Origin of the sequence: Candidatus Xiphinematobacter sp. (assembly GCA_016766635.1) — a bacterium.
GTDB lineage: Bacteria > Verrucomicrobiota > Verrucomicrobiia > Chthoniobacterales > Xiphinematobacteraceae > Xiphinematobacter.
Map to the genome: position 1 here is coordinate 844,407 of CP068473.1, position 25,800 is coordinate 870,206.

Sequence of the window (25,800 nt, forward strand, 5' to 3'; positions counted from 1 at the left end):
TGGGAGCTTACCCCTCTTCTTCCCCTCTTTTTCTCTCGGGCCCTTTATAGCCGGCCGTCAGCCAGCGCTCGGCGTCTATGGCGGCGGAACATCCTTGTCCTGCTGCTGTAATGGCCTGACGGTAGACAGGATCGACTACGTCTCCGGCTGCAAAGACTCCGGGCAAGCTCGTTTGCGTCCTACGCCTCGGCACGATATAGCCAGCATTGTCGAGTTCAAGCTTGCCCTGAAAAGGCGCCGTATTTGGGGTGTGGCCAATAGCGATAAAGACACACTTAACCTCAAGCTCCTTTTGGCTCCCGGACACAGTGTTGCGAATACAAATGGCACGCATCGCACCAGATTCATCTGGGAGATATCTTTGTACGGTAGAATTCCATACAGGCTGAATTTTTGGATGTGTGAGAGTTCGTTCTTCCATGATACGTGAAGCACGTAGGGTTCCTCTACGGTGGACTAGATATATAAGAGAACAGAAGCGAGTAAGGAATAGGGCCTCTTCACATGCAGAATCCCCCCCACCGATAACAGCTACGGGCACGCCTTTGTAAAATGCTCCATCACAAGTTGCACAGGAAGTAAGGCCATGGCCAATTAGTTGCTCCTCCCCTTCCAGGTCTAGCCACTTGGCCGAGGCACCGCTAGCAATAATTAGTGCACGACTCTCACGCCAAATGCCATCGATCTTCACCCGTTGGACTTGGCCAACAGCCTCAAAATCTTCCAGTGTGCCGTACTCAGACCTTGCTCCAAAACGGCCTGCCTGCATACGCATACGCTGCGTCAGGTCTGGCCCATCAATTCCATGGGGGAAACCAGGAAAATTTTCCACACTAGTTGTGAGAGTTAACTGTCCGCCGGGCTGGGCGCCTTCTATAACTAGGGGCGAGAGGTTTGCTCGGGCGGTATAAATAGCCGCGGTAAGACCAGCACACCCGCCGCCGATGATGATGACATTTTCCATAAGGAGAAGGGAGCGTCTCGTTAGTTTTTTTGGTATTTGGGGGTATTCCCGGTCACACAGTACAATCCACCACATAAAGGGTTTTACTTCCACAGTCTCTTTTGGGAGAATGCCCCTACCATGTCAGTCTGTTCGGACCAGTGGATATGCCGGATGGCCATCGAGTGCTCTATGATTGAACCCTTCGTGGATAGGCAAGTCCGGCTCAGCCAGGATGGACAGCGGGTTATTAGCTATGGGTTATCCAGTTACGGTTATGACCTACGGGTTTCAGACGAGTTTAAGGTTTTTACCAATGTTTTCAATACAGTAGTTGATCCCAAGAACTTTGATTGCTGTTCTCTAGTGGATACCAAAGCGGATGTCTGTATCATACCTCCCAATTCTTTCGCGCTGGCAAGAAGTGTTGAATACTTTAGGATCCCAAGGGAAATACTCACTATTTGCGTCGGAAAGTCCACATATGCGCGCTGCGGGATCATCGTTAACGTTACTCCTTTCGAGCCAGAGTGGGAAGGGCATGTTACGCTGGAAATCTCCAATACCACTCCATTGCCAGCAAGAATCTACGCCAACGAAGGACTTGCTCAGGTGATCTTTTGCCTTGCACAGGAGCCCTGCAGTGTAAGTTACGCGGAGCGTGGGGGAAAGTATATGCGCCAAACGGGCATTACAACACCCCTCGTATAGAACGCGTGTACCTTTCCCAAAGTGTGGGTTCGCATCTCTTTTTTATGTGCCGAGGGAAGAGAGAGGGGGGTATGTAGCACTTGCTTCCGGCAGTTGTGTCAGTGTGTCGGCGACCCATAGCCTTTTCTGGTAGTGTCCTGGACTTTCAATTTCCGTCCGACTTTCTTAATTCCTTAATTCCACGTGCAATATATTTTCGTAACTGGAGGTGTTGTAAGCTCCCTAGGAAAGGGGATTGCGGCTGCTTCCCTTGGGACTCTTCTTGAGCGAAGAGGCTTGAAAATTGCACTCCAGAAGCTGGATCCCTACCTCAATGTAGATCCTGGCACCATGAATCCGTTCCAACATGGGGAAGTTTATGTATTAGCGGACGGCTCTGAAACCGACTTGGATCTTGGCCATTATGAGCGGTTCACACAGTGTGTTCTCTCCCGTTCCAATAACGTCACTAGCGGACAAATCTACGAAGCAGTTCTATCCAAGGAGAGGCGAGGTGAGTATCTCGGGCGAACCGTACAGGTGATTCCACATATCACCGAGGAAATTAAGGCCTGTATTCGCCATCTTGGTTGGACGTCTGGTGTAGATGTAATGATTACCGAAATCGGAGGCACAACCGGAGACATTGAGGGCCTGCCATTTCTTGAGGCAATCCGTCAATTCATTCTCGAAGTTGGTACTGGTAACGTCATTATTGTGCATGTAACCTTGATTCCCTTCATCAAAGCTGCCGGGGAGCTAAAAACCAAGCCTACACAGCAAAGTGTAGCCAAGCTGCGCGAGATCGGCCTTCAACCTCAAGTCCTGATCTGCCGTAGCGAGAAGCCTTTGGATGGGGAGGTGCGCCAAAGGCTTTCCCTCTATTGTAATGTTCCTTACGAAGCGGTGATTGAGGCGCGCGACGTGGAGCATACCATCTATGAATTTCCCCTTAACCTAAGGGCTGAGGGATTGGACTCGTTTGTCTGCAAAGCATTGAAACTTAGAACTCCGGAGCCAGATATGGCTAACTGGGAAGGCTTTGTGCAGCGGGTAATCTACCCAAGGACGCGTGTGTGTATCGCCATTGTGGGAAAGTACATTGAACTTCAAGACGCCTACAAAAGTATTTACGAGTCTCTAACACATGCTGGAGCTGACAATGATTGTGGAGTTGATTTGGCTTTGGTAGACGCTGAGCGTGTTGAACATGAAGGACCGGAGAAATATCTGTGTGGGATAGCTGGGATCCTTGTGCCCGGCGGTTTTGGAGACAGGGGCGTGGAGGGTAAAATTCTTGCCGCTAAATTTGCTCGGGAGTCTCGCATCCCATTCCTTGGGCTCTGTCTCGGTATGCAGGTGGCAATTATTGAATTTGCTAGAGGAGTCTGTGGATTAAAGCGCGCCAACAGCACAGAGTTTGACCCTGCAACTCCACATCCTGTCATTGTTATTCTCAACAAGCAGCTTACAACTTCGAATAAGGGAGCCTCTATGCGGTTGGGGAAGTGCCCAAGCGTCATCCAAAAAGATACACTCGCCTATCGGGTGTACGGGCAGACGGAAATTCAGGAACGGCATCGCCACAGATATGAGTTCAACACACGTTATCGAACACGGATGGAGAAACATGGCTTTGTGATTAGCGCCACGTCACCCACTGATGGCCTGGTCGAGCTAGTTGAGTTGCGGGATCATCCTTGGTTCCTCGCCTGTCAATTTCATCCAGAATTTCAGTCTAAACCTAATAATCCACACCCACTCTTTCGAGGCTTCGTTGCCGCTTGCCTCGCAAAATCAGCCGCAAATTTGACAGCTTCCCATACCACCTAGCTTTTATTCCGTCCGGACAATCAGTTGCAAAAGCGTCAATCCTCCTAGAGAGAAGGGGGGAGTTGGCGCCTTTTAGTCGAGGATTTTTTCTAGTGCTCTCCTGCATTTCTGATGCACTCCATCACCTACCGCGGGAGCTAGGACGCAGCCGTTTTGTCGAGAGGGAATTTCTATCCATGAGCGACATCCACCATATTCCGTCTTATGTGGAATGTAGTGCGGAGGATTCAAGCGGAACACTCGTACCAGAGCTACGTGGACACCCAATCCTCTATTCTGAAAGCGCTCTTGGACCACAAAGTCCTGTAAGACATGAAACTCACGAAGCTTAGCGATCTTTGCCTTGTCCTGTACAAACCGCACCCACTCCGTGGAAGCTAAATAGCGGATTTCCAACGCATTCCCAACAAAAAATGGAAACGGACCATCCCGTAGTATTGTCTTTTCTAGTTGTCCATGAAACCAAGTAGGAAACAAAAAAAACTCTTTATGTCTAAACCAGAACCCCGCTTTACCTTCAGAAATCCCTCCCTTTCGAATCAAGATATTTTGTTGCCCATTTCCAAGGGCTTCACACACTAGCGCCCACTCTTTAAATGCTGGAAACATGTCCATTTTTAGATAGCTTGGATAAGTGATATCCCCCCTTGTAGGAGGGCTTCTAGCGTAGATGCTTTATCGCTTTGATTTTCATACCCACTCGTTTTTTTCTACGGATGCTTCCAGCAGCCCGGAGCAGCTCGTAGAAGCTGCTAAGTCCCGTGGACTAAGTGGGATTGCCATCACTGATCACGATAATTGTCAATCTCTTCAGTATTGTATTCAAAATAGACTCGTACGGGAAGATGGTTTACCGGTAGATAATTTTTTGATCTTCCCAGGAGTAGAAGTTTCTACCGCCGAGGGACATCTGCTATGTATTGGGGGTACGATCCCTAATCGGAAGGGGGCTCCCGCCCTTCAGGTGGCGGAAGAAATTCGCATGTGTGGAGGGATCCCTGTACCTTCCCATCCTTTTGATCGATGGCGTGCCAGTATTTGTCCTGAAATTATGGATCAGATGCAATTGGAGGTAGTGGAGGTGTTCAATGCAGCGGCTTGCCGAAGAAAATATAATCAGCAAGCCCGTGTATATGCTACAGCACGTTCGCTGGGGATGGTTGCTGGGAGTGATGCTCATCACCGAACAGCCGTGGGAACGTGCTGGACAACGTTAGATTTGGAGAGGCTCTCCATCGCCAGTGTCCTATCTCAACTCCCCAAGGCTACTCAAATTGGGGGACGCTATTCCCCTTTTTTGGAGAGCCTGAAGAAATACTCTGGAAATTGGTTCCGTTGTTTCTAGTAAGAGGGTCGGCAAAGCATCTGGAAAAGTGAGTGCCCCCTTTTTGGTCTTTAGACGGACAAGAGGACTGCATGCGTTCTGTCTAGCTTGAGGACGCCCTGGGAACCTAAGGTGAGTTTTACGTACGGATTGGCAATTTTTTCCCCCCTCCATCGTACGCTACCCTGCTCGATGAGGCGCCGTACTGCTCCGTGGGACTTATATATGCCGAAGCACCTAGAGTAGACTGTGACGACGGTCGATATCAAATCATGTTCTCCTTCTCCGAGAGAATAAGAGGGAAGGTCAACCTCCTCGAAATTTTGCTTGCTGAATCTAAGATTAAAGCCTTCCAGAGCCGTCCTTGCCGCTTCCTGTGAGTGGTATTTACTGACTATCCGACGAGCGAGTTCTCTCTTGGCATCCATAGGATGAATGCTAGGTGGGATGGAGTCGCGGAGTAATAGTTCATAATAGCGGCCCATTGTGGCATCCGGAATGCTCATAAGTTTACCAAACATCACTTCCGGAGTTTCCGTGATACCTATGGCGTTGTTAAAACTCTTGCTCATTTTTTTGATACCATCCATCCCTTCCAATAGTGGAAGAAGCATGGCAACCTGCTGAGGCTGCCCTTCCCCCTTTTGCAGATGCCTCCCTATCATAATATTGAAGAGCTGGTCCATTCCACCTAATTCGATGTCCGCTAAGACCTGCACGGAATCCCACCCTTGCATGAGCGGATACTGAACCTCATGGAGGCGTATAGGCAATCCCAGATTTATGCGGTCCCTAAAATCTTCCCTTCGGAGAATTTGCTGAATGGTAACGAGGCTGTTTAGGCAGATTATCTTCTCAAGAGACATCGCTCTGAACCACTTGCTGTTAAAGACAACATGCGTCCGTTCCTGATCAAGAATCTTGAATATCTGTTTTTGATAGGTAAGAGCATTGGACATGGCTTCCTCGTAAGTTAACTTGGGACGGGCAATCGAACGCCCACTAGGATCTCCGATTGTGGCTGTGAAATCTCCAATGATTAGAATGCTGTCGTGGCCTGCTTCCTGGAACTGGCGCAGTTTAGTGAGAGCGATGGTATGTCCAAGATGGATGTCTGGCGTGGTAGGGTCTACTCCCAGTTTTACCCTAAGAGGACGGCCTATCCCTAGTCTGTCCTCTAGCTCTTCTGGGCTAAGGATCTGCAGGCAATTTCCCGCAAGAGTTGTAAAAATCTCGGATCGCATTGATGTATCAATGGTCAAAGACAATTTGCACTGGACCGTGGACTACTTTGCACGAAACTTACTCTCGAGTTTTTTCTACTTTAACTTCTTCTACTGCCCGCTTCTGAAAGCAGACGGCCCCTTGTGGACCGGTTGAGTGTGACGCATACGCATTAGGTTGGATCACATGGGAGCCTTCCTCTATAAAGACGGCAGTGCGTGCTTCAGCTTTCGTGGAAAAAAGTAAAGACGATCTTACCACAGGAGCTATACAGGTCCTCCAACTCATAGACACGGTTTTTTTAAGTTAGGTTCAGACAAAAAAGCCTAGGCAGCTTCTTTCCTCCCCGGCCTGCTCTGTCTCTCAACGATGGCCAAATTCCCTTTTTAAGTTGTGGCCATATTTTGCTCTAATGAAATCATTATTCATGACTTGATCCCCATACTTTCTTCGTTTTTTCCGCACGGAGAGCCAAAGCTTCTTGGCAGGAAATCCCCCTTGCTTGCCCTCAGCAAGCTCCCCAGAAGGGACCTTGTCAAGTTCCATCTGACTGGGTTCCTCAACTCTGGGCATATAAAAAAGTCTGGGTTTGGACCGGATTGGGGACATGGAGGCACAAAACAAAATTAAGGGAATTGCGAAAATTTGAGACGAGAAAGACAATCTATATGATTCTTAAAATTGCTAGATATGGACATCCTGTGCTTCGCATGAGGGGTAAAAATGTTGTCCAGATAAATAGGCGTGTTCTCCAACTTGCGGCAGATATGACTGAAACTGTGATAGATGCCAATGGAATCGGCCTAGCGGCTCAACAGATAGGGTTGCCACTGCAGCTTTTTGTGTTAAACCTACCTCGGGATAAATCGTGCTTAAATGTAGTGTTCCCAGAAACAGGTTTTCCTAAGCTTCCAATGCCTATTGCGCTGGTGAATCCTGTAATCGAGCCCTATGGGGAAATAGACTATGCCCTGGAGGGATGTCTTAGTTTTCCGACTATAGAAGGATCTTATCCTATTCAGGGGTTGGTACCTCGTCCCACTTGTGTTTTTCTGCGGGCACTCAATTTGGAGGGAAAAAAGATGGAATTTTATGCCACGGGATTACTAGCCCGTGCTATTCAGCATGAATTTGACCACCTTCAAGGGGTCCTTTTTATAGACCGCATGGATCCAGATACTCTGGAAACGCTGAGACCTGCCGTGGAGGGACTGCTTGAACTCAAGACTGGTTAATTTTTCCGGAGAGAAGGTCTAGGGTGTGCTAGGCATTTCCAATGAGCATACCGGCGAAGAAGACAAGTAACCCCCCAGCAACCACCTGGAAAAGCGCTGATGTCCAGGGGATAGCCATATACCTGTGCCGGACCCATGCAATGGTAAAAAGTTCTACTACGACCACGCTGATGGCAATGGAGGTTGCAATGGTGATCTCTCGGATTACCAAGTAGGGAAGAGTGTGCCCAATGCCACCAAGGATAGTCATAAGCCCACAGACACTTCCACGGGTCCATGGTCGGCCTCGGCCAGTAAGACTCCCGTCATCGGAAAGGGCCTCTGCAAATCCCATGCTAATTCCGGCACCCACACTGGCAGCAAGTCCAACCAAGAACGTTTCCCAACTTCTACGTGTAGCCAGAGCAGCGGCGAACACTGGGGCGAGTGTGGAGACGGAGCCATCCATTAGTCCAACAAGCCCTGGCTGAACCACTTGCAGCATGAAGAGACGCGTACGGTTCGTGCCCCCCTCCTCTGCCTGGCGTAGCTGTTTAATACTGTTCTCATGAGAGCGTTCTGCCTCAGCAAGGTCTTCCAGAAGTTGTTGGACTGCAGTATCATTACTGTTCCGAGCAGCAAGTTCATAAAAACGTTTAGTTTCCGCTTCGATGGTTTCTGCCTCACGTGCGGCCGTCTCAGCATTGAATGGATGAATTAGCCAAATTGGATTGCGGGATATAAAGCCTCGAATGTCTCGGCGGTGAATGGAGGGTATATTGGTAACCCCAAAGAGTGTTTGATAGAGTTCTAGGAGATGGCGGCGATGCCCACTTTCTTCTTTTCCAAGCTTTCCATAGTCAGAAGCCCTCTTAGGGTGGGTGGGTTGGAGTGCATCTGCAAAGTTTCTGTAAATTCTTGCATCTTCCTCTTCCAAAGAAATTGCGAGGGCGAGAATTTCTCTGGAATTCAGACTTTCGAAGGTTCTCATTCTAAGGCTTATCTAGCTTGAGTAGATATTATAAAAATTGTGACAAAGGACATAGTTTACTTCGACTTGGAAACACAGAGGACAGCAGGAGATGTGGGGGGATGGAATCGTAAGCAATTGATGAAGGTATCCCTAGCAGTAATATTTAGTACGAAAGATGAAAACTACACCATTTATCCAGAAAAACGGGTGGGGGAACTGGTCGCACGGCTTCAGCAGGCAGATATGGTAGTCGGCTACAATATCCTCCGTTTTGACTATGAAGTTCTTATGGGGTATACGATTCTAGATCTGCCGCACTATCTGCCGACATTAGATCTAATGGTAGAAGTAGAGAGGATAGTTGGACACCGCTTAGCGCTGGATGCACTGGCTCAGGCGACGTTGGGCATTGGGAAGACAGCCGACGGGCTGGAGGCTATTCGATGGTGGAGGGAAGGGAAACTTCTACAAATTGCGGAGTACTGTTGTTTCGATGTAAAGGTGACCCGCTTAGTACACGAATATGCTCTCCAGCATGGAGAGCTGTTCTATGTAGATCGATTTTTTCGGAAGAAGAAAATTTCCATCAATTGGCACTGCTTGTAGTGCTATCCAAAAAATCTCTGGAACTGCCTATTCAGTTACTCTATCGGACGAAACTTCCGGCCCTTTGGGAATGAAGATGCTACTTGCCGACCAAGCATAGTGGCCATGCCTGAGTGTCGTAGGGATCCATGTTGGAGTTGAACCGTTAGATTGGGGGTGTGTTCCATAGACGGGACAGCTCATGTATATTCGACTTCTCAGTCTTGGATCTGTTTCCTGATTGCTCTATGAAGATCGGTCTTTACGGTGGGAGTTTTAATCCTGTCCATCACGGTCACTTAATTTTGGCTCGAGATGCCCTGGAGCAGCTGAGCCTAGATAAGGTGATTTTTCTTCTCGCGAAAGTTTCTCCATTCAAACTCTCCTTGCCCTCCTATGTTCCGGATAGGTTTCGCGCTCGTTTACTTAGAGTCGCCCTTAGAGGAGAGCCTGGATTGGAATGGGATGATTGTGAGTTAGGACGCGATGGTCCTTCCTATACCATTGATACGGTCTGTCAGATGCGAAGGCGCTATCCCTCTGCAGAATTTTTTTACTTCATTGGAGGTGACCACCTTCCCACTTTGTCCTCTTGGAAAGAGTACAAGACGCTGTGTCGTCAGATCCGCTTTGTTGTACTGAGTAGGGGAGATGTTGTCTCCGAAGCTGCTTTTCCTACCCTGAAGAGGAGGCTAGACATTTCCTCTTCAGAGATACGAGCTCGACTTTCTCAAGGATCTTCAATCCGCTACCTACTTCCGGAGCCCGTGCACAAGATATTACTCAGCTCTAGGTGGTATCGACCTTGCTTTCATTAAGAGGACAGATAGAAAAGCCCGTCGCAGTAGTTCAATTCATTTCTTCGAGATCCTCACTTAGTTCTGGGCTAATCTGCCGGTCTCTATTCCATCTCTATTTAGTGCCCAAGCCGAAGGATTTTACTATTTCTACACCAACTATTTAGTTAGTCTGTGACAGTGAGAGAGAGCTTCGGTGTGATAGAGGCTTGTGCCCACGCAGCTACTGAGAAGAAAGCGGAGAATTTGGTGCTCTTAGATTTGCGTGGTATTTCTTCATGGACGGACTTTTTTCTTATTGGGAGTGCACTCTCGGAGCCACAGCTCAAGGCGATTGTTTCCTCCATCCGTGGGCAACTGAGAGATCGTCTCCGGCTGCAACCGTTATCGGTAAGTGGCCTACCTGCTAGCCAATGGGTAGTGATCGACTACGGTGAGGTGGTAGCGCATCTTTTTCTGAAAGAGAAACGGAAATTTTATGCTATTGAAAACCTTTGGCGAGATGCCCCCCGCCTAAAGTTAAGGGAATAATTAAAAAAGGTGGAGGGGGGGGTTCTTTTCGGAGACGCGCTTCAAAAGAGGTCCGCACACTAAGACCTAAGACAAGAGGCAGCTCCAAAAAGAACAGAGCTGCCCCAAATAGAACCGCCCCCCAACAGAGAAGGGGGGCGGAGCGACGAGACCTCCCGAGGTGCCCGTGTCTCGGCGCTGCCCTAACCAAAAAAAGGCCAAAAGCCTCCTTCTGCCTTCTGACCTAGTAGTCCATGCCTCCCATTCCACCTGGAGCAGGCGGGGTCACTGTCTTTTCTTTTTCTGGAATCTCTGTAACAAGGCCCTCCGTAGTGAGAAGAAGTCCACTGATAGAGGCAGCATTCTGCAGTGCAGTGCGAGTCACCTTGGCAGGATCTACCACACCAGCTCTTACGAGGTCCTCGTAGGAGTCAGCAGCTACATTATAGCCGTCATTGCCTTTGCGCTTCTTCACTTCTTCGACAATCAAAGCGCCTTCTTTTCCAGCATTGTCGGCTAACTGACGCAGTGGGAACTCGATGGCCCGACGAACAATATCTGAGCCAATTCTCTCGTCTCCCTCGAACCGGAGACTATCCAAAATCCTCTGCACTCGGATGAGGGCCACCCCTCCACCAGGAACGATACCTTCCTCAACAGCCGCACGGGTAGCGTGCAGTGCATCCTCAACACGAGCCTTCTTTTCCTTCATCTCAGTCTCGGTAGCAGCACCTACATTGATGACGGCCACCCCTCCTGCAAGTTTAGCGAGACGTTCTTGAAGCTTCTCGCGATCATAGTCGCTGGTAGTCTCTTCGATTAGACGACGAATTTGAGCCACACGACCCTGAATATCCGAGCTCTTACCCTCTCCTTCCACAATGGTAGTATTTTCCTTGTCAATCGTAATCCGCTTGGCACGCCCTAAATCCTCGACCTGAACATTCTCTAGCCGTATACCTAAATCTTCTGTAAGGCAACGCCCACCGGTAAGAACAGCGATGTCTTCAAGGATCGCCTTACGACGATCTCCGAATCCAGGAGCCTTAACAGCAGCAACCTGCAGCGTGCCACGTAACTTATTCACTACTAGCGTGGCCAAGGCTTCTCCTTCTACATCCTCAGCAATAACCAGAAGCGGACGGCTAGCCTTCGCTATCTTTTCAAGCAGTGGAAGTAAGTCTTTTAAGCTGCTAATTTTCTTCTCGTGAATAAGGACATAGGCGTTCTCTAAGGCCACTTCCATGCTTTCAGTGTTAGTTGCAAAGTATGGAGAAAGATATCCCTTATCGAACTGCATGCCTTCTACTACTTCCAAGACAGTTTCAATCGACTTGTTTTCTTCGACCGTAATAGTGCCATCTTTGCCAACTTTCTCCATAGCGTCGGCGATGATTTGTCCAATAGTAGAGTCCCAGTTGGCAGAAACGGTCGCCACTTGAGCAATTTCAGTGCTATCCTTAACCTTCTTAGAAATTTGGCCAATCTCCTTAACAAGAGCGTCGACTGCTTTTTGAATACCACGCTGAATTTGGGTAGGGTTCGCACCTGCAGTTACATTCTTCAACCCTTCACGATAGATTGCCTCGGCAAGCACCGTTGCGGTCGTAGTGCCATCACCTGCCAAATCAGAAGTTTTGGAAGCTACTTCGCGCACCAGTTGAGCACCCATATTTTCATAGGGGTCCTCTAACTCAATCTCCTTTGCGACAGTCACACCATCTTTAGTGATAGTTGGGCTTCCAAATTTCTTGTCCAAGATAATGTTTCGACCTGAAGGACCGAGAGTCGCCTTAACTGCCTTGGACAGTTTTGATATACCACGCAGGAGAGCCTGCCTAGCTTCTTCGTCAAACAGTAATTGTTTTGCTGCCATAAGAATATCTACTATAAGTGAATTTTATAAAAAAAACTATAGGTGGTACCTAAATACCAATGACTCCCAAAATGTCATCTTCACGAAGAATGAGATACTTTTCATCGTTGAGCTGCACTTCTGTACCACCATATTTTGAGATGAGAACCGTATCCCCAACTTTGACGGTAAACTCAATCCGCCTACCGTTATCGTCGATTTTTCCGGTCCCAAGTGCCATCACTTTTCCCTCCTGTGGCTTTTCCTTGGCCGAGTCCGGGATAATGATGCCATGTTTCACTTGTTCCTTCTCGTCACTGGGTTTTACAAGTACCCTGTCAGCAAGAGGCTTAAAGTTACTAGCTGCCATAGTTTTATGATTTTGTATATGTTAGGTTGTTTGAGTTTTAACAAGAGTGCCTTCCTGGGGGGTAGGATATTTTGTTAAAAGTATTGAAATCGCGATCTAATCTAACCTTCCGGACGTTTCTTCTTATCTTCGTCCACTACTTCAAATTCGGCATCAACGACACTTCCGTCTTGCTTACCCCCAGTCTGGGAAGCCGCGCCTTTGGAGTCAAAGCTACCGGACGTCTCTGAAGCCTGAGAAGATGCAGCAGCTTTCTTATAAAGCTCAGCACTGACTGCTTGGAACTTCTGCTGCAGGCTATCGTAAGCTTTAGTGACAGCGTCCACGTCACTCTCTCTGAGAGCCGCTCGGACCTGAGCAATTGCTTCTTCGACAGTTTTTCGGGTCTTGCTGTCTACTTTGGCATCAAGTTCTCTCAGTTGCTTCTCGCACTGATAAGCGAGGTTGTCGGCATTATTTCGGGTTTCGATCTCCTCCCGCATCTTACGATCTTCCTCAGCATGGGCCGCCGCAGCATGCTGGGCCTTTTCGATATCTTCTTTGCTAAGGCCGCTGGACCCTGTAATGGAGATCTTCTGTTCTTTCCCGCTTCCCAAATCCTTGGCAGACACATTGAGAATTCCGTTAGCGTCGATATCAAACGTTACCTCAATTTGCGGAACACCACGGGGAGCTGGAGGTATTCCATCCAGGTGGAATACGCCAAGCTGCTTATCATCACGTGCCAGTGGACGTTCTCCCTGCAGGACCTTAATTTCTACTCCGGGTTGATTATCAGAATAAGTCGAAAACACCTGAGATCTGCGCGTAGGAATCGTAGTATTGCGAGGGATCATCGCTGTGGCTATGCCACCAGCAGTCTCAATAGCAAGGGTAAGTGGGGTAACATCCAAGAGTAAGATATCTTTTACATCTCCCTTAAGCACACCTCCCTGAATTGCAGCCCCCACTGCTACCACCTCATCTGGATTTACACCCTTGTGCGGCTCCTTACTGATGAGTTGCCGCGCAGTCCCAATTACTTTCGGCATCCTCGTCATACCCCCTACAAGCACTAATTCTTCAATGCTGGACTTTTCCCACTTTGCGTCCTTTAGACAGCTCTCCACTGGCTTGATGGTGCGCTCGAATAAATCGTCTGTCAGCTGCTCTAATTTTGCACGAGTAAGCTTCTTCTGAATATGTTTCGGCCCAGAGGCATCTGCTGTGATGAAGGGCAGGCTAATTTCGTATTCCTGGGTGCTAGAAAGAGCGATTTTTGCCTTTTCGGATTCTTCTTTAATGCGCTGAATGGCGTCTTTCTGCCTAGAAAGATCCATCCCCGCGTCCGTTTGAAATTCCTTTATGACCCAATCCATAATACGGTTGTCCCAGTCATCTCCCCCAAGATGGGTATCTCCGTTGGTGGCACGCACTTCAAAAACACCATCACCTATCTCCAATGCAGAAATGTCAAACGTGCCACCTCCAAGATCATAAACCGCTATCTTCTCATCTTTTTTCTTGTCTAGGCCGTAAGCCAGAGAAGCTGCTGTAGGTTCGTTAATAATGCGCAAAACTTCTAGGCCAGCAATACGCCCAGCATCTTTAGTCGCATTTCTCTGTGAGTCATTGAAATAGGCCGGGACAGTAATCACCGCTTGTGTGATACTTTCCCCCAGCTTGGCCTCGGCATCAGCTTTGAGCTTCGCTAGAATGATCGCTGAGATTTCCGGGGGGGAGAACGTTTTTGTTTCATCCCCAACCTCGACTTGGATGTGGGCGTCTCCGTTAGCCGACTTAATAACTTTGTACGGAATGCGGTGCAGCTCATCCTGCACCTCGTCGAACTTGCGGCCCATGAACCGCTTGACGCTGAATATGGTATTAGCCGGATTGGTGGCGGCCTGGCGTTTAGCGGACTGTCCTACTAGGCGTTCCCCGTTCTTTGAAAAGGCTACCACCGAGGGTGTGGTTCGAGCGCCTTCTGAATTTTCTAGCACTAACGGCTCTCCGCCCTCCATGGCTGCCATGCATGAATTCGTCGTTCCCAGGTCAATTCCTAAGATTTTAGAGGATTTAGACATTCTCGTTAAATGTTCTCCTTAAACGAAATAATTAATTCTACAGCATAATTTGTTCCAAAAGCTGGAATTCTTAAAAAGAATCTTGAAGCGAACAATTTATGAATATAAAGCCTCACGGGTATGTGGCACCCCATAGCTAAGAGAGGGCCATAATGTCCCAACTTCTGAGACAGAAGGCTACTGAGTGACTAACTGACTCTATGTGCCTTTGCCCTGACCCTAATATTTGGAGGCCCCCTCACGACGTAATCCACTGGTTTTTTGGGAGAGCGAGGATATTCTTAGAGGGAGGAGTGCTAAACATATCTCCACCTCTTCGGGAAGTGGGCTTCCTCGCGGGGGAAGGGGACTCTCGTTGCTGAGCCTGTCTTTGCAAAAGACTAAATCAAAGAGACCACCTGTTCCCTACTAGCCGTGTCTCCAACTGCTACTACCCAACGCTCTAAATTTCAATTTCAGGGGCCTCAAGAAAATTGACCCATAGGCCTTTTTCTCTTTTCTCTTTAAAGGTGAACGCAAGGTGAACGCATCCCCCAAGAGCGAGAGCGAGACAGAGTAGCAGCGGCACCCCTTGCGCCAGGGTTTAGTTTTGGTGAGAAGGGGAAAAAGTGAAAAGGCCGGGCAAAACCCAGAAAACGTTGCTGCCCTCCGCATACGAAAGAGTACACGCAGGGCAGCCCTTCATCTAGCTAGGTCTCAGTAGAGACTAGCTACTCCACTTTTAAGCAAGCCTCCTTTGCTAAGAAAGAGCTTCCTTTTTCCAAGCGTTGAAGGCATTCCACTTTTCCTTAAGGATCTCCGGACGAGAGAGACCAAGCGGAATGAAGAACTTGCCATTCTTTTTGCTTAGGTCTACGCGCTCCAAGTCTGCGTCTTTCTTAACATCCTTTCTGTCTTCTTTTCTGTCATGCAGTTTAGAGGATCTTAGGTCTACGCGCTCCAAGTCTGCGTCTTTCTTAACATCCTTTCTGTCTTCTTTTCTGTCATGCAGTTTAGAGGATCTTAGGTCTACGCGCTCCAAGTCTGCGTCTTTCTTAACATCCTTTCTGTCTTCTTTTCTGTCATGCAGTTTAGACTTAGAGAGAGCAACCCTCTGATTTAGGAGGGAAGAAACTGGCCCCCTCTTCTCCTTCTCTAGAGCCAACTCCTCTTGAGTTTTGCACTTCTCTTCATAGCACTTGCTCCCCCTGACTACATCACTTCCGTTGGAACGATGTGTCATTATGGGCACAATAATACGAGATGTGTTATTTATGTTATTCATAAGGTAATGAAAGTATCAACCAGTGACTACAGATAGTCCATACCTCAGTTGAAGTCAAATGATTGTGAAAAAAATTCTTCTGCACACCCGTGAGTTCTGAGGAATCCATCCGCCCGAACCCCTCTTGCGGCTTCCTGGAGCTAGCCTGGATAGTGCACAGCAAGGCTGCCTACCCGTTTCAATGATGAATTCCGGAGATCCCTTCAAGGTAGAAAGGTAGTAGAGGGTTCCAAGGGAGCATTCACAAAACTACCTCCTTTATGTAGAGAGCAAGGCGAAGAACTCACAAAATTGCACCTTCATGAAGGACAGGGGCACATGGAAAGCAGGTAAAGCAAAAGCTCCTTTCTGCGGAAGGGTACGAGGAAATGTACTACCCATGGTATGGTCATGGGGCGGCTCGTTCCTGGGGCAAACACGGGGAACGGTGGGCAAGAAGCGAAACTTCTTCGGCAGTTTTAAAGTGAACTTTTGCGATTCTATGGAGAATCTGTAGGCCATATTTTTCTATAGCGGTAACAGCCGCCTTCTTGACAGTTTGAGAGACACCACGCGGAAGATGAAGAGCGTACCGTACGGAGGCAACATCTAACCAGTCGATAAGTCTTTCTCTAGCTAGGATAGAAGCAGCAGCTACTGCGATGTCTGATTCTGCCTTAGTGCGTTGCTTGAGAGAAAGCTTTCTGCCGTGAGTCATTAAAGCTTGCTGAAGGAGCCTTGCATCTGCAAATTGGTCGGACAAAGCATACGAGCAATCTGGCTGCTTTTTGCAAAGGTTTTCCAGAACACGAGCGTGGCCCCACGCAAGAAGTTTGTTTAAGTTCCTAAATTGGAGAAACAGTTCGTTATACCTCAGTGGCGAGATAGCAATGACCTCCGACGGAGTGCCGGATTTGCGAATCTGTTGCGCAAGGGTGCGTATGCGTTTATCTGAAGCGACGCGCTTGCTATCTTGCACTCCGAGTGAGGAGAGGGCGCGCGCAAGGCTGCAATTCACATAGACCCCAGCAATAACCAGGGGGCCAAAAAAGTCACCTTTTCCACTTTCGTCAATACCAAAATGTGCTTCATGGAGTTCCGGTTGAGTTACCTGAGTGTAGCCAAAAGAGGCCTGTTCGAGTACATTAGGCTCTAGTTGAAATGTGATAAAGTCCTCTATGCCCTTACCTTGGATAAGCACCTTGGGGCCCTTCAAGTAGACAACTACGCGCAGCTTATCCTTTTGTGCGCAGAAGACCGTGTGAGGTTGGCTTTCAAGTCGAAAGCCGTGGAGTATTAATACTTGTCGGAGTTTTTTAACTTGATGGCAAGTGAGCGGAGCGGTGTAGGTGTGAGTGGTAAGTGGTTGAGATGCCAGAAACCTCATATTGCGAAAGTATGACCCAACAGAAGATGGAGCGCAATCTTCATGCTTGGTTTCGAAAATGCGGTAGGGACTTGCCATGGAGGCATACTGTTGACCCTTACGCTATTCTGGTTTCAGAGATCATGCTACAGCAGACGCAGGTGGGGACTGTGCTGGGATATTTCGGTCGTTGGATGGAAAGGTTCCCAGATATTAGGACCTTAGCAGAGGCCCCCGAAGACTCTGTGCTCGAGTTATGGCAGGGATTAGGCTACTACAGCCGGGCACGCAGTTTACATCGCGTGGCCAGGATGTTAGCACAGCTTCCTGGATTTCCGAGAACCCCGGCAGAGTTAGAGTGTTTGCCAGGTATTGGTGAATACACTGCACATGCGATAGTCGCTTTTGCATTCGATGATCGCGTACCGGTAGTAGATGCCAACGTTGCGCGCGTACTTAGCCGTTTGTTCGATTATCCTCATCCGGTAGACACTGTTACCGGCATGCGCCATCTACGGATGTTGGCGAATTCCCTCCTCCCTGTCAAGGAGGGTGGAAGATTACACAACTCCGCTCTGATGGAACTGGGTGCTCTGATTTGCAAACCGAGAAAACCTTTGTGTTCTCAATGTCCGTTGCAAATAGGGTGTCAGACCCGCAGTCCGGAAGCTAGACCTGTCAAACGTCCTCGTATACCCCCTCAGAAGAGGGAGGACTATCGCGCATTCTTGTGTGATGGGAAGTCAATTTGGCTTATTCGCTCTTCTGAGCGGTGGTGGGTCGGTCTGTGGATTTTACCCACTCTGCAAAGAAGACCATCAACTCCCTGCGACTGTGTAGTGAAGTTTTCCATAACATGTTACAAGGTGACGATGCGGATTTGGAGGTGCACAGTACTTCAGGAGGACAAGAGGAAACTTCAGAGAGTTGCGTTAAGGAATTTGGTGCAGGTAGCAATGCCAACACCACATCGGCGGGGAGTTGCAGCGATGGTAGAAAAGCTCCATACTGGGGCGCATGACAAAAGTTCAGAGCTCGCCTCCTTCTCCTGACATTCATGGATATTTTGGTTCCTACGGGGGTAGATTTATTCCTGAAACGCTAGTGGATCCATTACAGAAACTGGAGATAGAGTACCAAAAAGTCCAGGGGGATCCCACTTTTTGGAGGGAGTGGAGGGATATTCTCCAAAATTTTTGCGGTCGCCCAACACCATTATACTTTGCAGAGAGGCTAACAGAGGAACTAGGTGGAGCTCGCGTCTATTTTAAGCGTGAAGATTTGCTCCATACAGGCGCGCACAAGATTAACAATGCAGTAGGGCAAATTTTGCTGGCCAGGCGTATGGGTAAGCGCCGAGTCATTGCCGAAACTGGGGCAGGACAGCATGGTGTGGCTACGGCTGCTGCTGCTGCCCGATTTGGGATGGAATGCGCTGTTTACATGGGTTCAGTGGACATGCATCGTCAGGCACTCAATGTAACTCGCATGCGTTTATTGGGGGCACAGGTAGTCCCTGTCTCAGTTGGTCAGGCCACCCTCAAGGAAGCAGTTAGTGAGGCAATGCGAGACTGGGTTGCAAATCCCAGGACAACGCACTACGTTTTGGGATCTGTATTGGGTGCTCACCCTTATCCATTAATAGTGAGGGACTTTCACCGTATTATTGGCGAGGAAGTACGCCAGCAGATCCTTGCGTGTGAGAGGCGCTTACCTGATCTACTTGTTGCGTGTATAGGGGGTGGTAGTAATGCCATGGGCTTGTTTTACGCTTTTCTGCAGGACACATCCGTACAGCTGGTGGGAATTGAGGCAGGTGGGAGTGGAATACGACCTGGATGTCACGCAGCTCGTTTCCAAGGCGGGAGGGTCGGAATTCTCCAGGGAACCAAGACTTGGCTTCTTGCCGACCAAGATGGTCAGATCGAGCGGACACACTCTATCTCAGCAGGGCTAGATTATCCAGCAGTTGGCCCCGAACACAGTCTACTTCATGAGATAGGACGAGTAGAATACAGCTATGCAACAGATGCTGAAGCACTGGAGGCCTTCCGGGTACTTAGTCGCTGTGAGGGAATTTTGCCTGCCCTAGAATCGGCCCACGCCATTGCTCACGTTCTCAAAATAGGCCCTACACTCCCCAGAGACAGAATCATCCTAGTTAACCTTTCTGGGCGAGGGGACAAAGACGTGGAGCAGGTTGCTAAAGGGCAAAAAGATTAATAGAGCACATGAGGCTCTTCTCCCCGGCCAGCAGTTAGAGGTTCCATAGAAAGTGATAGATCTCCCAACATCGTTTCTGCCGTGACGGTTAACATACAAGTAACAGGATGGTCAGGTGCTAACCTAGGATAGGATAGACGGAAGATGACAGATCCTAGCAGGGCAGTAATCATATCTCACTGCAGTAGCTGCATCATCTTCCCTGCTGCCCCATGCACTTTTTTTACGCCAACATAGATCCCGCTAGTTGAGACTTATTTCTTGGAACGTTAATGGAATTCGCTCTGTCCTTACGAAAGGGTTCCTCTCTTTTCTTGTGGAGAGTCGAGCTGCAGTTATATGTCTCCAAGAGGTGAGGGCATACCCTAGCCAAGTAGCAGATGTTTGTTGGCCCACTGGGTGGCATTTTTTTTGGAATCCCGCTAGTCGGTGTGGGTACGCTGGAACACTGCTCATGACGCGGCAGCTACCATTGCTGGTCACTACTGGTGTAGGGATAGCTCAACATGATAATGAAGGACGTGTTATCTCTGCTGAATTTCCGGGTTTTTACCTTGTTAATGTCTACACTCCTAACTCTGGGAGGAAGCTAGCTCGCTTAGATTATCGCATTCAGGAATGGACTCCCGCTTTTCTTGGGCATCTCCTTCGCCTGGCTAAAAAAAAGCCTGTCATTTTCTGTGGAGATATGAATGTTGCCCACCACAGAATCGACCTAGCACGGCCGCGGGAGCACACGCGACATGCCGGATTTACTGCCGAAGAGAGAGCGGCTTTCTCGAAAATTCTTGATGCTGGATTTCTCGACACCTTTCGGATATTGCACACTGAAGGTGGGAATTACACTTGGTGGAGCTACCAAAAATCCTCTCGGGCACGGAATATAGGATGGAGAATTGACTATTTTTGTGTTGCAGCCTCTCTACGAGAATCGCTCTGTGATGCTTTTATCTGGCCGTCTATCTCTGGTTCAGATCACTGCCCAGTTGGGATCGAAATTGCTGTATAGAAACCAGGTTGCGACTGACTGCTAGCTGAGTATTGTAGTTGAAGATCCAGTCGTGAGAGGCATTGTAAGAATGCCCCTAGCAAGGGGCATAGATGGTGCAAATTTTGCCCCCATTTTCGAAAGCAGCCTGTGGATATCCTCTGCTGCGCGCTTGACAAGTCACTCAGAAATCAAGCTTACTGGCTGCGTATGCCAGTTCTAACCGTGTGTTTTGGATTGCTGTTGGGCATTCTGGGAATTGCCGGGTTTGTAGGAACGGGGTGTAGGGCGCCCACTGCTTTGGTTCCGGCCTCTTTTGGAATACCCATCCTACTTCTGGGTATGGTCGCTGCTTGCAGCGCTGGCAGGAGGAAAATGGCTATGCATTGGGCGATGGGAATAGCTCTTGCGGGGGTAGTTGGTGCCCTGGGGCGTGCTTTGCCGAATATTTCCAGAGTGTCCGTGCTAGAGGGTGGACGTCTGGTGGCCTTTTGGATGCAAATCGTAATGGCAGCATTGTGCATTGCCTTTCTGGGCTGCTGCGTAAGATCGTTCGTAAATGCCCGCAGGAAATCTTGAGATTTTTTCACGAAAGGTTAGGGAATAAGGGAAGATCGAAGGTTCTTCCTGCTGTCGTTAGCGGGGGCAGGGTAGAGGAGGGCAAAGCATGGTGGAGCCCGTGCCGCGTTGCTCGCCGTGCAGCGCTTTGCCTCCGATGTGGTGCCTGTTTTTTGCTGGCTCTCCCAGGTGAGGGGCGATAAGGAGACGGAGCGGTGTATGCGTGACTATCTTCTACCCTAGAGAAGAGGGGTTGTGCTCTGAATTGCGTGTGTCTCGGGGGAGTTCTGGCCCTCCGCGTCCGTATGGTCTATCTATTTAGGAACCCATTCTTCCAGCTGGCTAGTGGGGTGGTGCTGGTGATAGCATCGGCACTTCTCTTTGCCAATGCTACTAGGTGGCATACCGGTGTCTCTAGTGCCTCTTTACACAGCAGGAATCCCGAGAAGGGCAAACTAGGCCGCCACATTTTCAAAAAAAATTGCTTGATCTGCCATCAAGCTAGCGGATTGGGGACACCTTTCCTGTATCCACCCTTAGCCAAAAGTGAGTGGGTTCTTGCGCAAGATTCCCATTCTAAGGAAGATCTCATCTTAATCCTCCTCCATGGACTACAGGGGCCTATTAAAGTGCGGGGTACTATTTATAATGGATACATGTCCGGGTGGAGTCACTTGTCTGATAGTGAGATCGCGGCTGTCCTCTCCTACATCCGTACAGAATGGGGTAATTTAGCTGTGCCCATTACCTCACAGAAGGTAGCAATAATCCGAAAGAGTGTGCTGCGCACTCAACCTTGGACATGGAATGAACTATACAGGGTCAGCCGATTCCATCAAGAGGGTGAAAGACGCAATGCAAACAACGAAAAGAAAGGGACGTGGGAACGCCGGGATTAGTGAAGGATTAACCTTTTTCTCCTCCCCAGACTTCGATTCAGCGCTCATTTGCGCTCACTTCTTGCTTCTTCACTCACATAAAGGAAAAACAGGCATGGCAGGCAATACCACTCTCTTATAGCCACAAGCTGACCCAGGCCGCTATTGCCCCCGTCGACCATCACTGATGCCTGAGTCAGGGAACTAATCAGGCCCCTGAGGAATTTTATTTTTCGTAGGGCATTACCAAACGCCGCTTGGCAAATGTCTGTTGGCAAAATGCTTCTCCTGAGGCTGCTTGAATGACTAGCCTAGAGAGTTCTATCGCTGAGTGAGTAATTCCCGATTTTCCAAAGAGGGCCACTTTTTCTGGTCCGGAGCCTTTCGAGAGCACCATTGAGGGATAAAAACTACATAAAAATAAAAGCACAGAACACACGCCACCACGATCTATTTTGCTGAAGCAGTTGCGCGGTACAGGACTCGAACCTGTGACCACTACCGTGTCAAGGTAGCACTCTACCACTGAGCTAACCGCGCTTTTTACTAAAAACCATGCAATGGCCAATTAAACTGTGTCGCTCATAGTTGATTAATAGGCCTTGCGGTATGCAGAAAGAAGGGGAGGCAAGCACCTACGGTAGACTAAAATTCTCTGTAGGGCAACCATCGGTAGAGTATCACATAAACAAGAACACCAGTTACGGAAACGTACAGCCAGATTGGCAAAGTCCACTTAGCAATGCGACGGTGCTTATCAAAGCGAGAATAAATTGCTGGCATTAGTGTTAGAATAACCAACGGAGGGACACTAAATGCTAGTGCCACGTGAGAAGTCAGTAAGGCGAAATAGGTAGGCCGCATGATTCCTGTAGCAGTAAAACGTGTGATTGCTTGTGTATTAAAGTGGTAAATAAGATAGGAAATAAGAAATACGGTAGAAGTAACAGTAGCCATAAGCATACTGATTACGTGTAATTTCTTGCGTTTGAGATAGATGAACAACCACCCCACTATAACAAATATACCACTAATAAGGTTAAGAAGAGCATTAATAGCAGGTAGTTTCTGAATATTCACGGAATTAGTTTATAGCGAATTCTTGCTCCAATCCGCAGATATCCTTGATAACTTGAGTAATTACCTCTGGATTCATGCTATTATGGATAGCACGAATGTGTCCGTGAGGATCAATAAGGACCAACTGGGTAGAGTGGATAGGTAGTCCTAGCCTGGAATTGTGACCAACAGCCTGGTACATACCATTTACCACAAGTGCCTCTACTTTTGCCCTCGGGCCAGTGAGAAAGAGCCACCTTTTGGAATCCGCACGAAAACTCTCTGCATATCTGGATAGGATCGTTGGTGTATCGTAGTCTGGATCTACTGTAATACTCACTAATTTTGCTCGATTCCTCTCTCTGAGCATCTTGCCCAGTTTAGCCATACGAGTGGTGATAGTTGGACACGGTCCCTGGCAACGCGTGAAGATGAAGGCTGCAACCCAAATATCCCCCCTTAAGTCCTTTAGAGTAACCATCTTTCCTTCCTGGTTGAAAAGCTGAAACTCTGGTACACTCCCATAGTCCTGCAGGACTTTCCTCCGGCTGGAAAGAAGAGCGTAACGCATACCCACGAAGGTTATCCCTACAATAATTAGCGACCAGAAGAGGTGAGAAAATTTGTGGGATATAGCAACACTTTTCATTGAATGACAAAGTCTGCCAAAGTCTAGTGGTGAGACCAAAATTTGCTAGCTTCGATTATCCTCTTAGGAGGATCTTATCTTTTTGTAGCCAGTAAGGCCCCGAGAAGTAATGGGAGGTAGAGGATAGAGGAAAGAAAAAGAGCACGGGCGTTAGCATGGGAGCGCTTCTGCGTGAATCTCGATGCTTGGAAAACTAGCCAACTGCCTAGAGGCAACGCAAGAAGGAGGTAAAATATGGTGTTGAGTCCAGCTGCAACAGGGAGAAGTGAGACTACCAAGAGAAGGATGGCATAAACCAGCGCCTGAAAAGAAGTAGCTACCCCGGAGCTATCTTTCTTGGATAACATGACAAATCCTGCTCTGGTATACTGGTTGCGGTATGTCCAGGCTAAAGCGAGAAAATGAGGTACCTGCCAGAGCCACAATATGGCAAAGAGGAAACATCCTTCTATTCCAACTCGTCCCTGTGCTGCTGTGCAGCCGATTAGAGGGGGCAACGCCCCAGACACGGCTCCCACCAGAGTGTTTAAAGAAGTAGTTCTCTTTAGCGGAGTATAAAGAAGAAGGTAGCTGGCTACGGTAAAAACTGCGAAAGCCGCACTTAGTCTATTTACAAGTAAGAGTAGAATGACGATGCCAGCAAGAGAAAATAAAATCCCTCCAGCAAGAACCCCAGAAGGGTGGAACCGCCCTCCCGGTAGCGGTCGATTACGAGTACGTTCCATGCAGGCATCCCATTCTCGCTCCCACCATTGATTTAACGCGGCGACTCCGCCAGCGCTTAGCGCGGTACCAACAAGTGTAATGAGCAGCGTTCTATAGGGCAATGCAACGTCATGCCTCCCCATCAGAAATCCAACGAGGGTGGTAAGGAGAACTAAAAGGCACAGGCGGGTCTTGACTAGTAAACTAAAGTCATAGGCAAGCTCCCGCCATTTTGCTAAACCGATGAGGCTGGATTGCAACATGCGTCAGAACTGGCCGAGCGACTCAAGGGGAACTATCGTGGGCACAGAATAACCGAAACGTTAATTGTACTCCTAGAAAAAAGGCTAGCGCCCCAACGCTCACATGCGCGGTGGCAACATCCGCTGCCTTGTTTGACCAGATTGTCCACATCCCAAGCCCTATTTGGATAGCAACTAAAAGCGCCCAAACTTTCCCCCATCGGTTAATCGGATAGGTATAGCGGGCTAGCCACGCAAACGCGACCACTCCTGCAAACGTGAGGGTGGCAAGGGCTCGATGTACCATCTGAAGGGCAATCTGAGTTGCACTAGTAGCTGCTTGTCCCTGCAACGCACGTAAATCATTAATCTGAGCAATGGAAACGGAATCCAGTGGCGGCCACCACCTTCCATAGGCGGTGGGGAAGTCCGGAATGGAGAGCCCAGTGTGGGCGTGGCGCATACTGGCAGCTACCATCAGCTGGGTGAAAATTACTCCGGTCACTATCATAGCCACCCACTTCAGTTCCTTGAAGATGCAGAAGCTAGTATACTCTCCAGAGAGAAATGAGGCACTTGTCACTACTGCTAGGATGCCCAGGAGACTTAAGAAAGATTGTGCAACCGTCCCATGAAAAATACCCATTAAGTTCGCATTGAGGGTGACTCGAAGCCCTCCCAAAATTCCTTGAAAAATTACACTGACACAGGCCAAAATGGCCATAACGCGGACCCAGCGACGCCTTTCCACGGCTAGAACACAAGCTGTTAACAGAAGGGTAAGCAGTCCAACTGCCGAGGCGAAAAGCCGATGGGTGTGTTCGTATAGTATCCCTCCTGTCCATCGAGAGATAGGAAATAAGAACATGTTGTATCCGTAAGTGGTCGGCCAATCTGGGACGGACATTCCTGCACTTTTAGAAGTCACTAGGCCCCCGCTGCAAATCAGCACAAAAGTACAGACCGTTGCTATAACTATAAGGAGGTGCAAACAGCGATTCATTGAGGAATGCTAAGCTCCATCTATCATAATACAATAGCTTCTGCGTAGGGGCTTCGCTAGGAGAACTCCCTTCGCAAATAGAGGGCACACACGTACTGCGGGAGCTGGTATATGTTTCCACGTGCGCTGCGACGACGCCACAGCAAAGCCACAGGACTAGTCTAACGAAAAAAATGGTTGCTGCAATTTTCGTCTAGAGCCGATGTTACCGTCCCCCTGGAGTTAAATCAGAGTTGTTGCACCACAGTGGACAATCGCTTCCTGACAACAAGCGAATTGTAAAAAATTGAGGCTGGATTTCCTTGCTTCTAGGCAAGATCAACCCTAAATGCAGTGGAATGGGTTTTGTCACCGCGTTCCCCCAAGGCTAGCCTAGAGAGGTAAGACTCTAGTCGTCTTGGATGCTTCTCCAGTTGAAGTCCGACAAGGACCTGTAAATAGCCTTTGGGAAAACGAATCCTGGAATCGTAGAATAGGGGGCATTACACTACAATGGTGGCTG

Annotated in this window: 28 protein-coding genes and 1 tRNA gene; 12 read left to right on the forward strand and 17 right to left on the reverse strand. The window is 48.7% G+C overall.

Translation table 11 applies throughout. The annotated features are described in order from the left end of the window. Positions 1-7 precede the first annotated feature (7 nt). Positions 8-964 (reverse strand): thioredoxin-disulfide reductase, encoded by a 957-nt coding sequence (gene trxB / locus JMM79_03700; GenBank protein QQY08321.1) that lies wholly within the window; start codon positions 962-964, stop codon positions 8-10. 120 nt (positions 965-1,084) lie between these two features. On the opposite strand from trxB, the gene JMM79_03705 reads away from it, so the two are divergent. After that, positions 1,085-1,654: a dCTP deaminase gene (locus tag JMM79_03705; GenBank protein QQY08322.1), complete on the forward strand. Its 570-nt coding sequence runs from the start codon at positions 1,085-1,087 to the stop codon at positions 1,652-1,654. A gap of 183 nt (positions 1,655-1,837) precedes the next feature. Next, positions 1,838-3,466 (forward strand): CTP synthase, encoded by a 1,629-nt coding sequence (locus JMM79_03710; protein QQY08323.1) that lies wholly within the window; start codon positions 1,838-1,840, stop codon positions 3,464-3,466. 72 nt (positions 3,467-3,538) lie between these two features. On the opposite strand, the gene JMM79_03715 is transcribed toward JMM79_03710, so the two are convergent. Then, a complete protein-coding gene (locus JMM79_03715) occupies positions 3,539-4,081 on the reverse strand; it encodes a DUF1802 family protein (protein QQY08324.1) in 543 nt (180 codons plus the stop codon). Positions 4,082-4,136: 55 nt separating this feature from the next. Here JMM79_03715 and JMM79_03720 point away from each other — a divergent pair, with 55 nt between their 5' ends. Beyond that, positions 4,137-4,811 carry a PHP domain-containing protein gene (locus tag JMM79_03720; protein ID QQY08325.1) on the forward strand — a complete coding sequence of 225 codons (675 nt, stop codon included), beginning with the start codon at positions 4,137-4,139 and terminating at the stop codon, positions 4,809-4,811. 50 nt (positions 4,812-4,861) lie between these two features. On the opposite strand, the gene JMM79_03725 is transcribed toward JMM79_03720, so the two are convergent. Together JMM79_03725 and JMM79_03730 are read right to left on the reverse strand one after the other, a co-directional pair. Then, positions 4,862-6,034, reverse strand: coding sequence for a tyrosine--tRNA ligase (locus JMM79_03725; GenBank protein ID QQY08326.1), 1,173 nt, complete (start codon positions 6,032-6,034; stop codon positions 4,862-4,864). 343 nt (positions 6,035-6,377) lie between these two features. Continuing rightward, positions 6,378-6,560 carry a hypothetical protein gene (locus tag JMM79_03730; protein QQY08327.1) on the reverse strand — a complete coding sequence of 61 codons (183 nt, stop codon included), beginning with the start codon at positions 6,558-6,560 and terminating at the stop codon, positions 6,378-6,380. Between the two features lie 122 nt (positions 6,561-6,682). On the opposite strand from JMM79_03730, the gene def reads away from it, so the two are divergent. Beyond that, positions 6,683-7,249 carry a peptide deformylase gene (def, locus tag JMM79_03735; GenBank protein QQY08328.1) on the forward strand — a complete coding sequence of 189 codons (567 nt, stop codon included), beginning with the start codon at positions 6,683-6,685 and terminating at the stop codon, positions 7,247-7,249. Between the two features lie 28 nt (positions 7,250-7,277). Here def and JMM79_03740 read toward each other — a convergent pair whose 3' ends face one another. Next, complete coding sequence (locus tag JMM79_03740) at positions 7,278-8,219, reverse strand: rubrerythrin (protein QQY08329.1); 942 nt, start codon at positions 8,217-8,219, stop codon at positions 7,278-7,280. Between the two features lie 39 nt (positions 8,220-8,258). Here JMM79_03740 and JMM79_03745 point away from each other — a divergent pair, with 39 nt between their 5' ends. The 3 genes from JMM79_03745 to rsfS all read left to right on the forward strand — a co-directional run bounded on the left by JMM79_03745 (position 8,259) and on the right by rsfS (position 10,114). Continuing rightward, positions 8,259-8,807, forward strand: a complete 549-nt coding sequence (locus JMM79_03745; protein QQY08330.1) for a ribonuclease H-like domain-containing protein — start codon at positions 8,259-8,261, stop codon at positions 8,805-8,807. 227 nt (positions 8,808-9,034) lie between these two features. Further along, positions 9,035-9,604, forward strand: coding sequence for a nicotinate (nicotinamide) nucleotide adenylyltransferase (nadD, locus tag JMM79_03750; GenBank protein QQY08331.1), 570 nt, complete (start codon positions 9,035-9,037; stop codon positions 9,602-9,604). Positions 9,605-9,757: 153 nt separating this feature from the next. Next, the gene (gene rsfS, locus JMM79_03755) at positions 9,758-10,114 is read left to right on the forward strand and encodes a ribosome silencing factor (GenBank protein ID QQY08332.1); all 357 of its coding nucleotides are present in this window, start codon (positions 9,758-9,760) and stop codon (positions 10,112-10,114) included. A gap of 223 nt (positions 10,115-10,337) precedes the next feature. Here the strand turns inward: rsfS and groL are convergent, their stop codons facing one another. The 5 genes from groL to JMM79_03780 all read right to left on the reverse strand — a co-directional run bounded on the left by groL (position 10,338) and on the right by JMM79_03780 (position 17,014). Next, entirely contained in the window at positions 10,338-11,969 is a 1,632-nt protein-coding gene (gene groL, locus JMM79_03760) for a chaperonin GroEL (protein QQY08333.1), read from the reverse strand. Positions 11,970-12,018: 49 nt separating this feature from the next. Further along, positions 12,019-12,318, reverse strand: a complete 300-nt coding sequence (gene groES, locus JMM79_03765) for a co-chaperone GroES (protein QQY08334.1) — start codon at positions 12,316-12,318, stop codon at positions 12,019-12,021. Positions 12,319-12,419: 101 nt separating this feature from the next. After that, positions 12,420-14,384 carry a molecular chaperone DnaK gene (gene dnaK, locus JMM79_03770; protein ID QQY08335.1) on the reverse strand — a complete coding sequence of 655 codons (1,965 nt, stop codon included), beginning with the start codon at positions 14,382-14,384 and terminating at the stop codon, positions 12,420-12,422. A 739-nt stretch (positions 14,385-15,123) separates the two neighbouring features. Then, a complete protein-coding gene (locus tag JMM79_03775; protein ID QQY08336.1) occupies positions 15,124-15,648 on the reverse strand; it encodes a pentapeptide repeat-containing protein in 525 nt (174 codons plus the stop codon). 388 nt (positions 15,649-16,036) lie between these two features. Beyond that, a complete protein-coding gene (locus JMM79_03780) occupies positions 16,037-17,014 on the reverse strand; it encodes a ribonuclease HIII (protein QQY08337.1) in 978 nt (325 codons plus the stop codon). Between JMM79_03780 and JMM79_03785 the strand changes: the two genes are divergently transcribed. Next, on the forward strand, positions 16,999-18,045 hold the full coding sequence (locus JMM79_03785; GenBank protein QQY08338.1) for an A/G-specific adenine glycosylase: 1,047 nt from the start codon (positions 16,999-17,001) through the stop codon (positions 18,043-18,045). The two genes, JMM79_03780 and JMM79_03785, sit on opposite strands and share 16 nt — an antisense overlap. Further along, a complete protein-coding gene (trpB, locus tag JMM79_03790; protein ID QQY08339.1) occupies positions 18,011-19,216 on the forward strand; it encodes a tryptophan synthase subunit beta in 1,206 nt (401 codons plus the stop codon). The genes JMM79_03785 and trpB overlap by 35 nt, the downstream gene beginning before the upstream one ends. Here trpB and JMM79_03795 read toward each other — a convergent pair. Beyond that, on the reverse strand, positions 19,213-19,389 hold the full coding sequence (locus JMM79_03795) for a hypothetical protein (GenBank protein ID QQY08340.1): 177 nt from the start codon (positions 19,387-19,389) through the stop codon (positions 19,213-19,215). The genes trpB and JMM79_03795 overlap by 4 nt on opposite strands. 74 nt (positions 19,390-19,463) lie before the next feature. Between JMM79_03795 and xth the strand changes: the two genes are divergently transcribed. The 3 genes from xth (at position 19,464) to JMM79_03810 (ending at position 21,661) form a co-directional block, all read left to right on the forward strand. Next, on the forward strand, positions 19,464-20,225 hold the full coding sequence (gene xth / locus JMM79_03800; protein ID QQY08341.1) for an exodeoxyribonuclease III: 762 nt from the start codon (positions 19,464-19,466) through the stop codon (positions 20,223-20,225). A 189-nt stretch (positions 20,226-20,414) separates the two neighbouring features. After that, complete coding sequence (locus JMM79_03805) at positions 20,415-20,783, forward strand: hypothetical protein (protein QQY08342.1); 369 nt, start codon at positions 20,415-20,417, stop codon at positions 20,781-20,783. 284 nt (positions 20,784-21,067) lie between these two features. Next, entirely contained in the window at positions 21,068-21,661 is a 594-nt protein-coding gene (locus JMM79_03810) for a cytochrome c (protein ID QQY08343.1), read from the forward strand. 205 nt (positions 21,662-21,866) lie between these two features. Here the strand turns inward: JMM79_03810 and JMM79_03815 are convergent, their stop codons facing one another. The 6 genes from JMM79_03815 to JMM79_03840 form a co-directional block, all read right to left on the reverse strand. Then, entirely contained in the window at positions 21,867-22,037 is a 171-nt protein-coding gene (locus JMM79_03815) for a hypothetical protein (protein ID QQY08344.1), read from the reverse strand. 71 nt (positions 22,038-22,108) lie between these two features. After that, positions 22,109-22,180 (reverse strand) — tRNA-Val (locus JMM79_03820). A 105-nt stretch (positions 22,181-22,285) separates the two neighbouring features. Beyond that, positions 22,286-22,720, reverse strand: a complete 435-nt coding sequence (locus JMM79_03825) for a DUF420 domain-containing protein (GenBank protein ID QQY08345.1) — start codon at positions 22,718-22,720, stop codon at positions 22,286-22,288. 4 nt (positions 22,721-22,724) lie between these two features. Next, positions 22,725-23,270 (reverse strand): SCO family protein, encoded by a 546-nt coding sequence (locus JMM79_03830; protein QQY08346.1) that lies wholly within the window; start codon positions 23,268-23,270, stop codon positions 22,725-22,727. Positions 23,271-23,422: 152 nt separating this feature from the next. Beyond that, positions 23,423-24,316: a protoheme IX farnesyltransferase gene (cyoE, locus tag JMM79_03835; protein ID QQY08347.1), complete on the reverse strand. Its 894-nt coding sequence runs from the start codon at positions 24,314-24,316 to the stop codon at positions 23,423-23,425. A 22-nt stretch (positions 24,317-24,338) separates the two neighbouring features. Then, positions 24,339-25,298 carry a COX15/CtaA family protein gene (locus tag JMM79_03840; GenBank protein QQY08348.1) on the reverse strand — a complete coding sequence of 320 codons (960 nt, stop codon included), beginning with the start codon at positions 25,296-25,298 and terminating at the stop codon, positions 24,339-24,341. Positions 25,299-25,800: the final 502 nt, after the last annotated feature.

What these genes read in the sequence shown, in the direction of transcription:
- trxB (QQY08321.1), bottom strand. Translation starts at nt 964, where the DNA reads ATGGAAAATGTCATCATCATCGGCGGCGGGTGTGCTGGTCTTACCGCG.
- JMM79_03705 (QQY08322.1), top strand. Translation starts at nt 1,085, where the DNA reads ATGTCAGTCTGTTCGGACCAGTGGATATGCCGGATGGCCATCGAGTGC.
- JMM79_03715 (QQY08324.1), bottom strand. Translation starts at nt 4,081, where the DNA reads ATGGACATGTTTCCAGCATTTAAAGAGTGGGCGCTAGTGTGTGAAGCC.
- JMM79_03720 (QQY08325.1), top strand. Translation starts at nt 4,137, where the DNA reads ATGCTTTATCGCTTTGATTTTCATACCCACTCGTTTTTTTCTACGGAT.
- JMM79_03725 (QQY08326.1), bottom strand. Translation starts at nt 6,034, where the DNA reads ATGCGATCCGAGATTTTTACAACTCTTGCGGGAAATTGCCTGCAGATC.
- JMM79_03730 (QQY08327.1), bottom strand. Translation starts at nt 6,560, where the DNA reads ATGGAACTTGACAAGGTCCCTTCTGGGGAGCTTGCTGAGGGCAAGCAA.
- def (QQY08328.1), top strand. Translation starts at nt 6,683, where the DNA reads ATGATTCTTAAAATTGCTAGATATGGACATCCTGTGCTTCGCATGAGG.
- JMM79_03740 (QQY08329.1), bottom strand. Translation starts at nt 8,219, where the DNA reads ATGAGAACCTTCGAAAGTCTGAATTCCAGAGAAATTCTCGCCCTCGCA.
- nadD (QQY08331.1), top strand. Translation starts at nt 9,035, where the DNA reads ATGAAGATCGGTCTTTACGGTGGGAGTTTTAATCCTGTCCATCACGGT.
- groL (QQY08333.1), bottom strand. Translation starts at nt 11,969, where the DNA reads ATGGCAGCAAAACAATTACTGTTTGACGAAGAAGCTAGGCAGGCTCTC.
- groES (QQY08334.1), bottom strand. Translation starts at nt 12,318, where the DNA reads ATGGCAGCTAGTAACTTTAAGCCTCTTGCTGACAGGGTACTTGTAAAA.
- dnaK (QQY08335.1), bottom strand. Translation starts at nt 14,384, where the DNA reads ATGTCTAAATCCTCTAAAATCTTAGGAATTGACCTGGGAACGACGAAT.
- JMM79_03775 (QQY08336.1), bottom strand. Translation starts at nt 15,648, where the DNA reads ATGAATAACATAAATAACACATCTCGTATTATTGTGCCCATAATGACA.
- JMM79_03785 (QQY08338.1), top strand. Translation starts at nt 16,999, where the DNA reads ATGCCAGAAACCTCATATTGCGAAAGTATGACCCAACAGAAGATGGAG.
- JMM79_03780 (QQY08337.1), bottom strand. Translation starts at nt 17,014, where the DNA reads ATGAGGTTTCTGGCATCTCAACCACTTACCACTCACACCTACACCGCT.
- trpB (QQY08339.1), top strand. Translation starts at nt 18,011, where the DNA reads ATGACAAAAGTTCAGAGCTCGCCTCCTTCTCCTGACATTCATGGATAT.
- JMM79_03795 (QQY08340.1), bottom strand. Translation starts at nt 19,389, where the DNA reads ATGATTACTGCCCTGCTAGGATCTGTCATCTTCCGTCTATCCTATCCT.
- JMM79_03805 (QQY08342.1), top strand. Translation starts at nt 20,415, where the DNA reads ATGCCAGTTCTAACCGTGTGTTTTGGATTGCTGTTGGGCATTCTGGGA.
- JMM79_03810 (QQY08343.1), top strand. Translation starts at nt 21,068, where the DNA reads ATGGTCTATCTATTTAGGAACCCATTCTTCCAGCTGGCTAGTGGGGTG.
- JMM79_03815 (QQY08344.1), bottom strand. Translation starts at nt 22,037, where the DNA reads ATGGTGCTCTCGAAAGGCTCCGGACCAGAAAAAGTGGCCCTCTTTGGA.
- JMM79_03830 (QQY08346.1), bottom strand. Translation starts at nt 23,270, where the DNA reads ATGCGTTACGCTCTTCTTTCCAGCCGGAGGAAAGTCCTGCAGGACTAT.
- cyoE (QQY08347.1), bottom strand. Translation starts at nt 24,316, where the DNA reads ATGTTGCAATCCAGCCTCATCGGTTTAGCAAAATGGCGGGAGCTTGCC.
- JMM79_03840 (QQY08348.1), bottom strand. Translation starts at nt 25,298, where the DNA reads ATGAATCGCTGTTTGCACCTCCTTATAGTTATAGCAACGGTCTGTACT.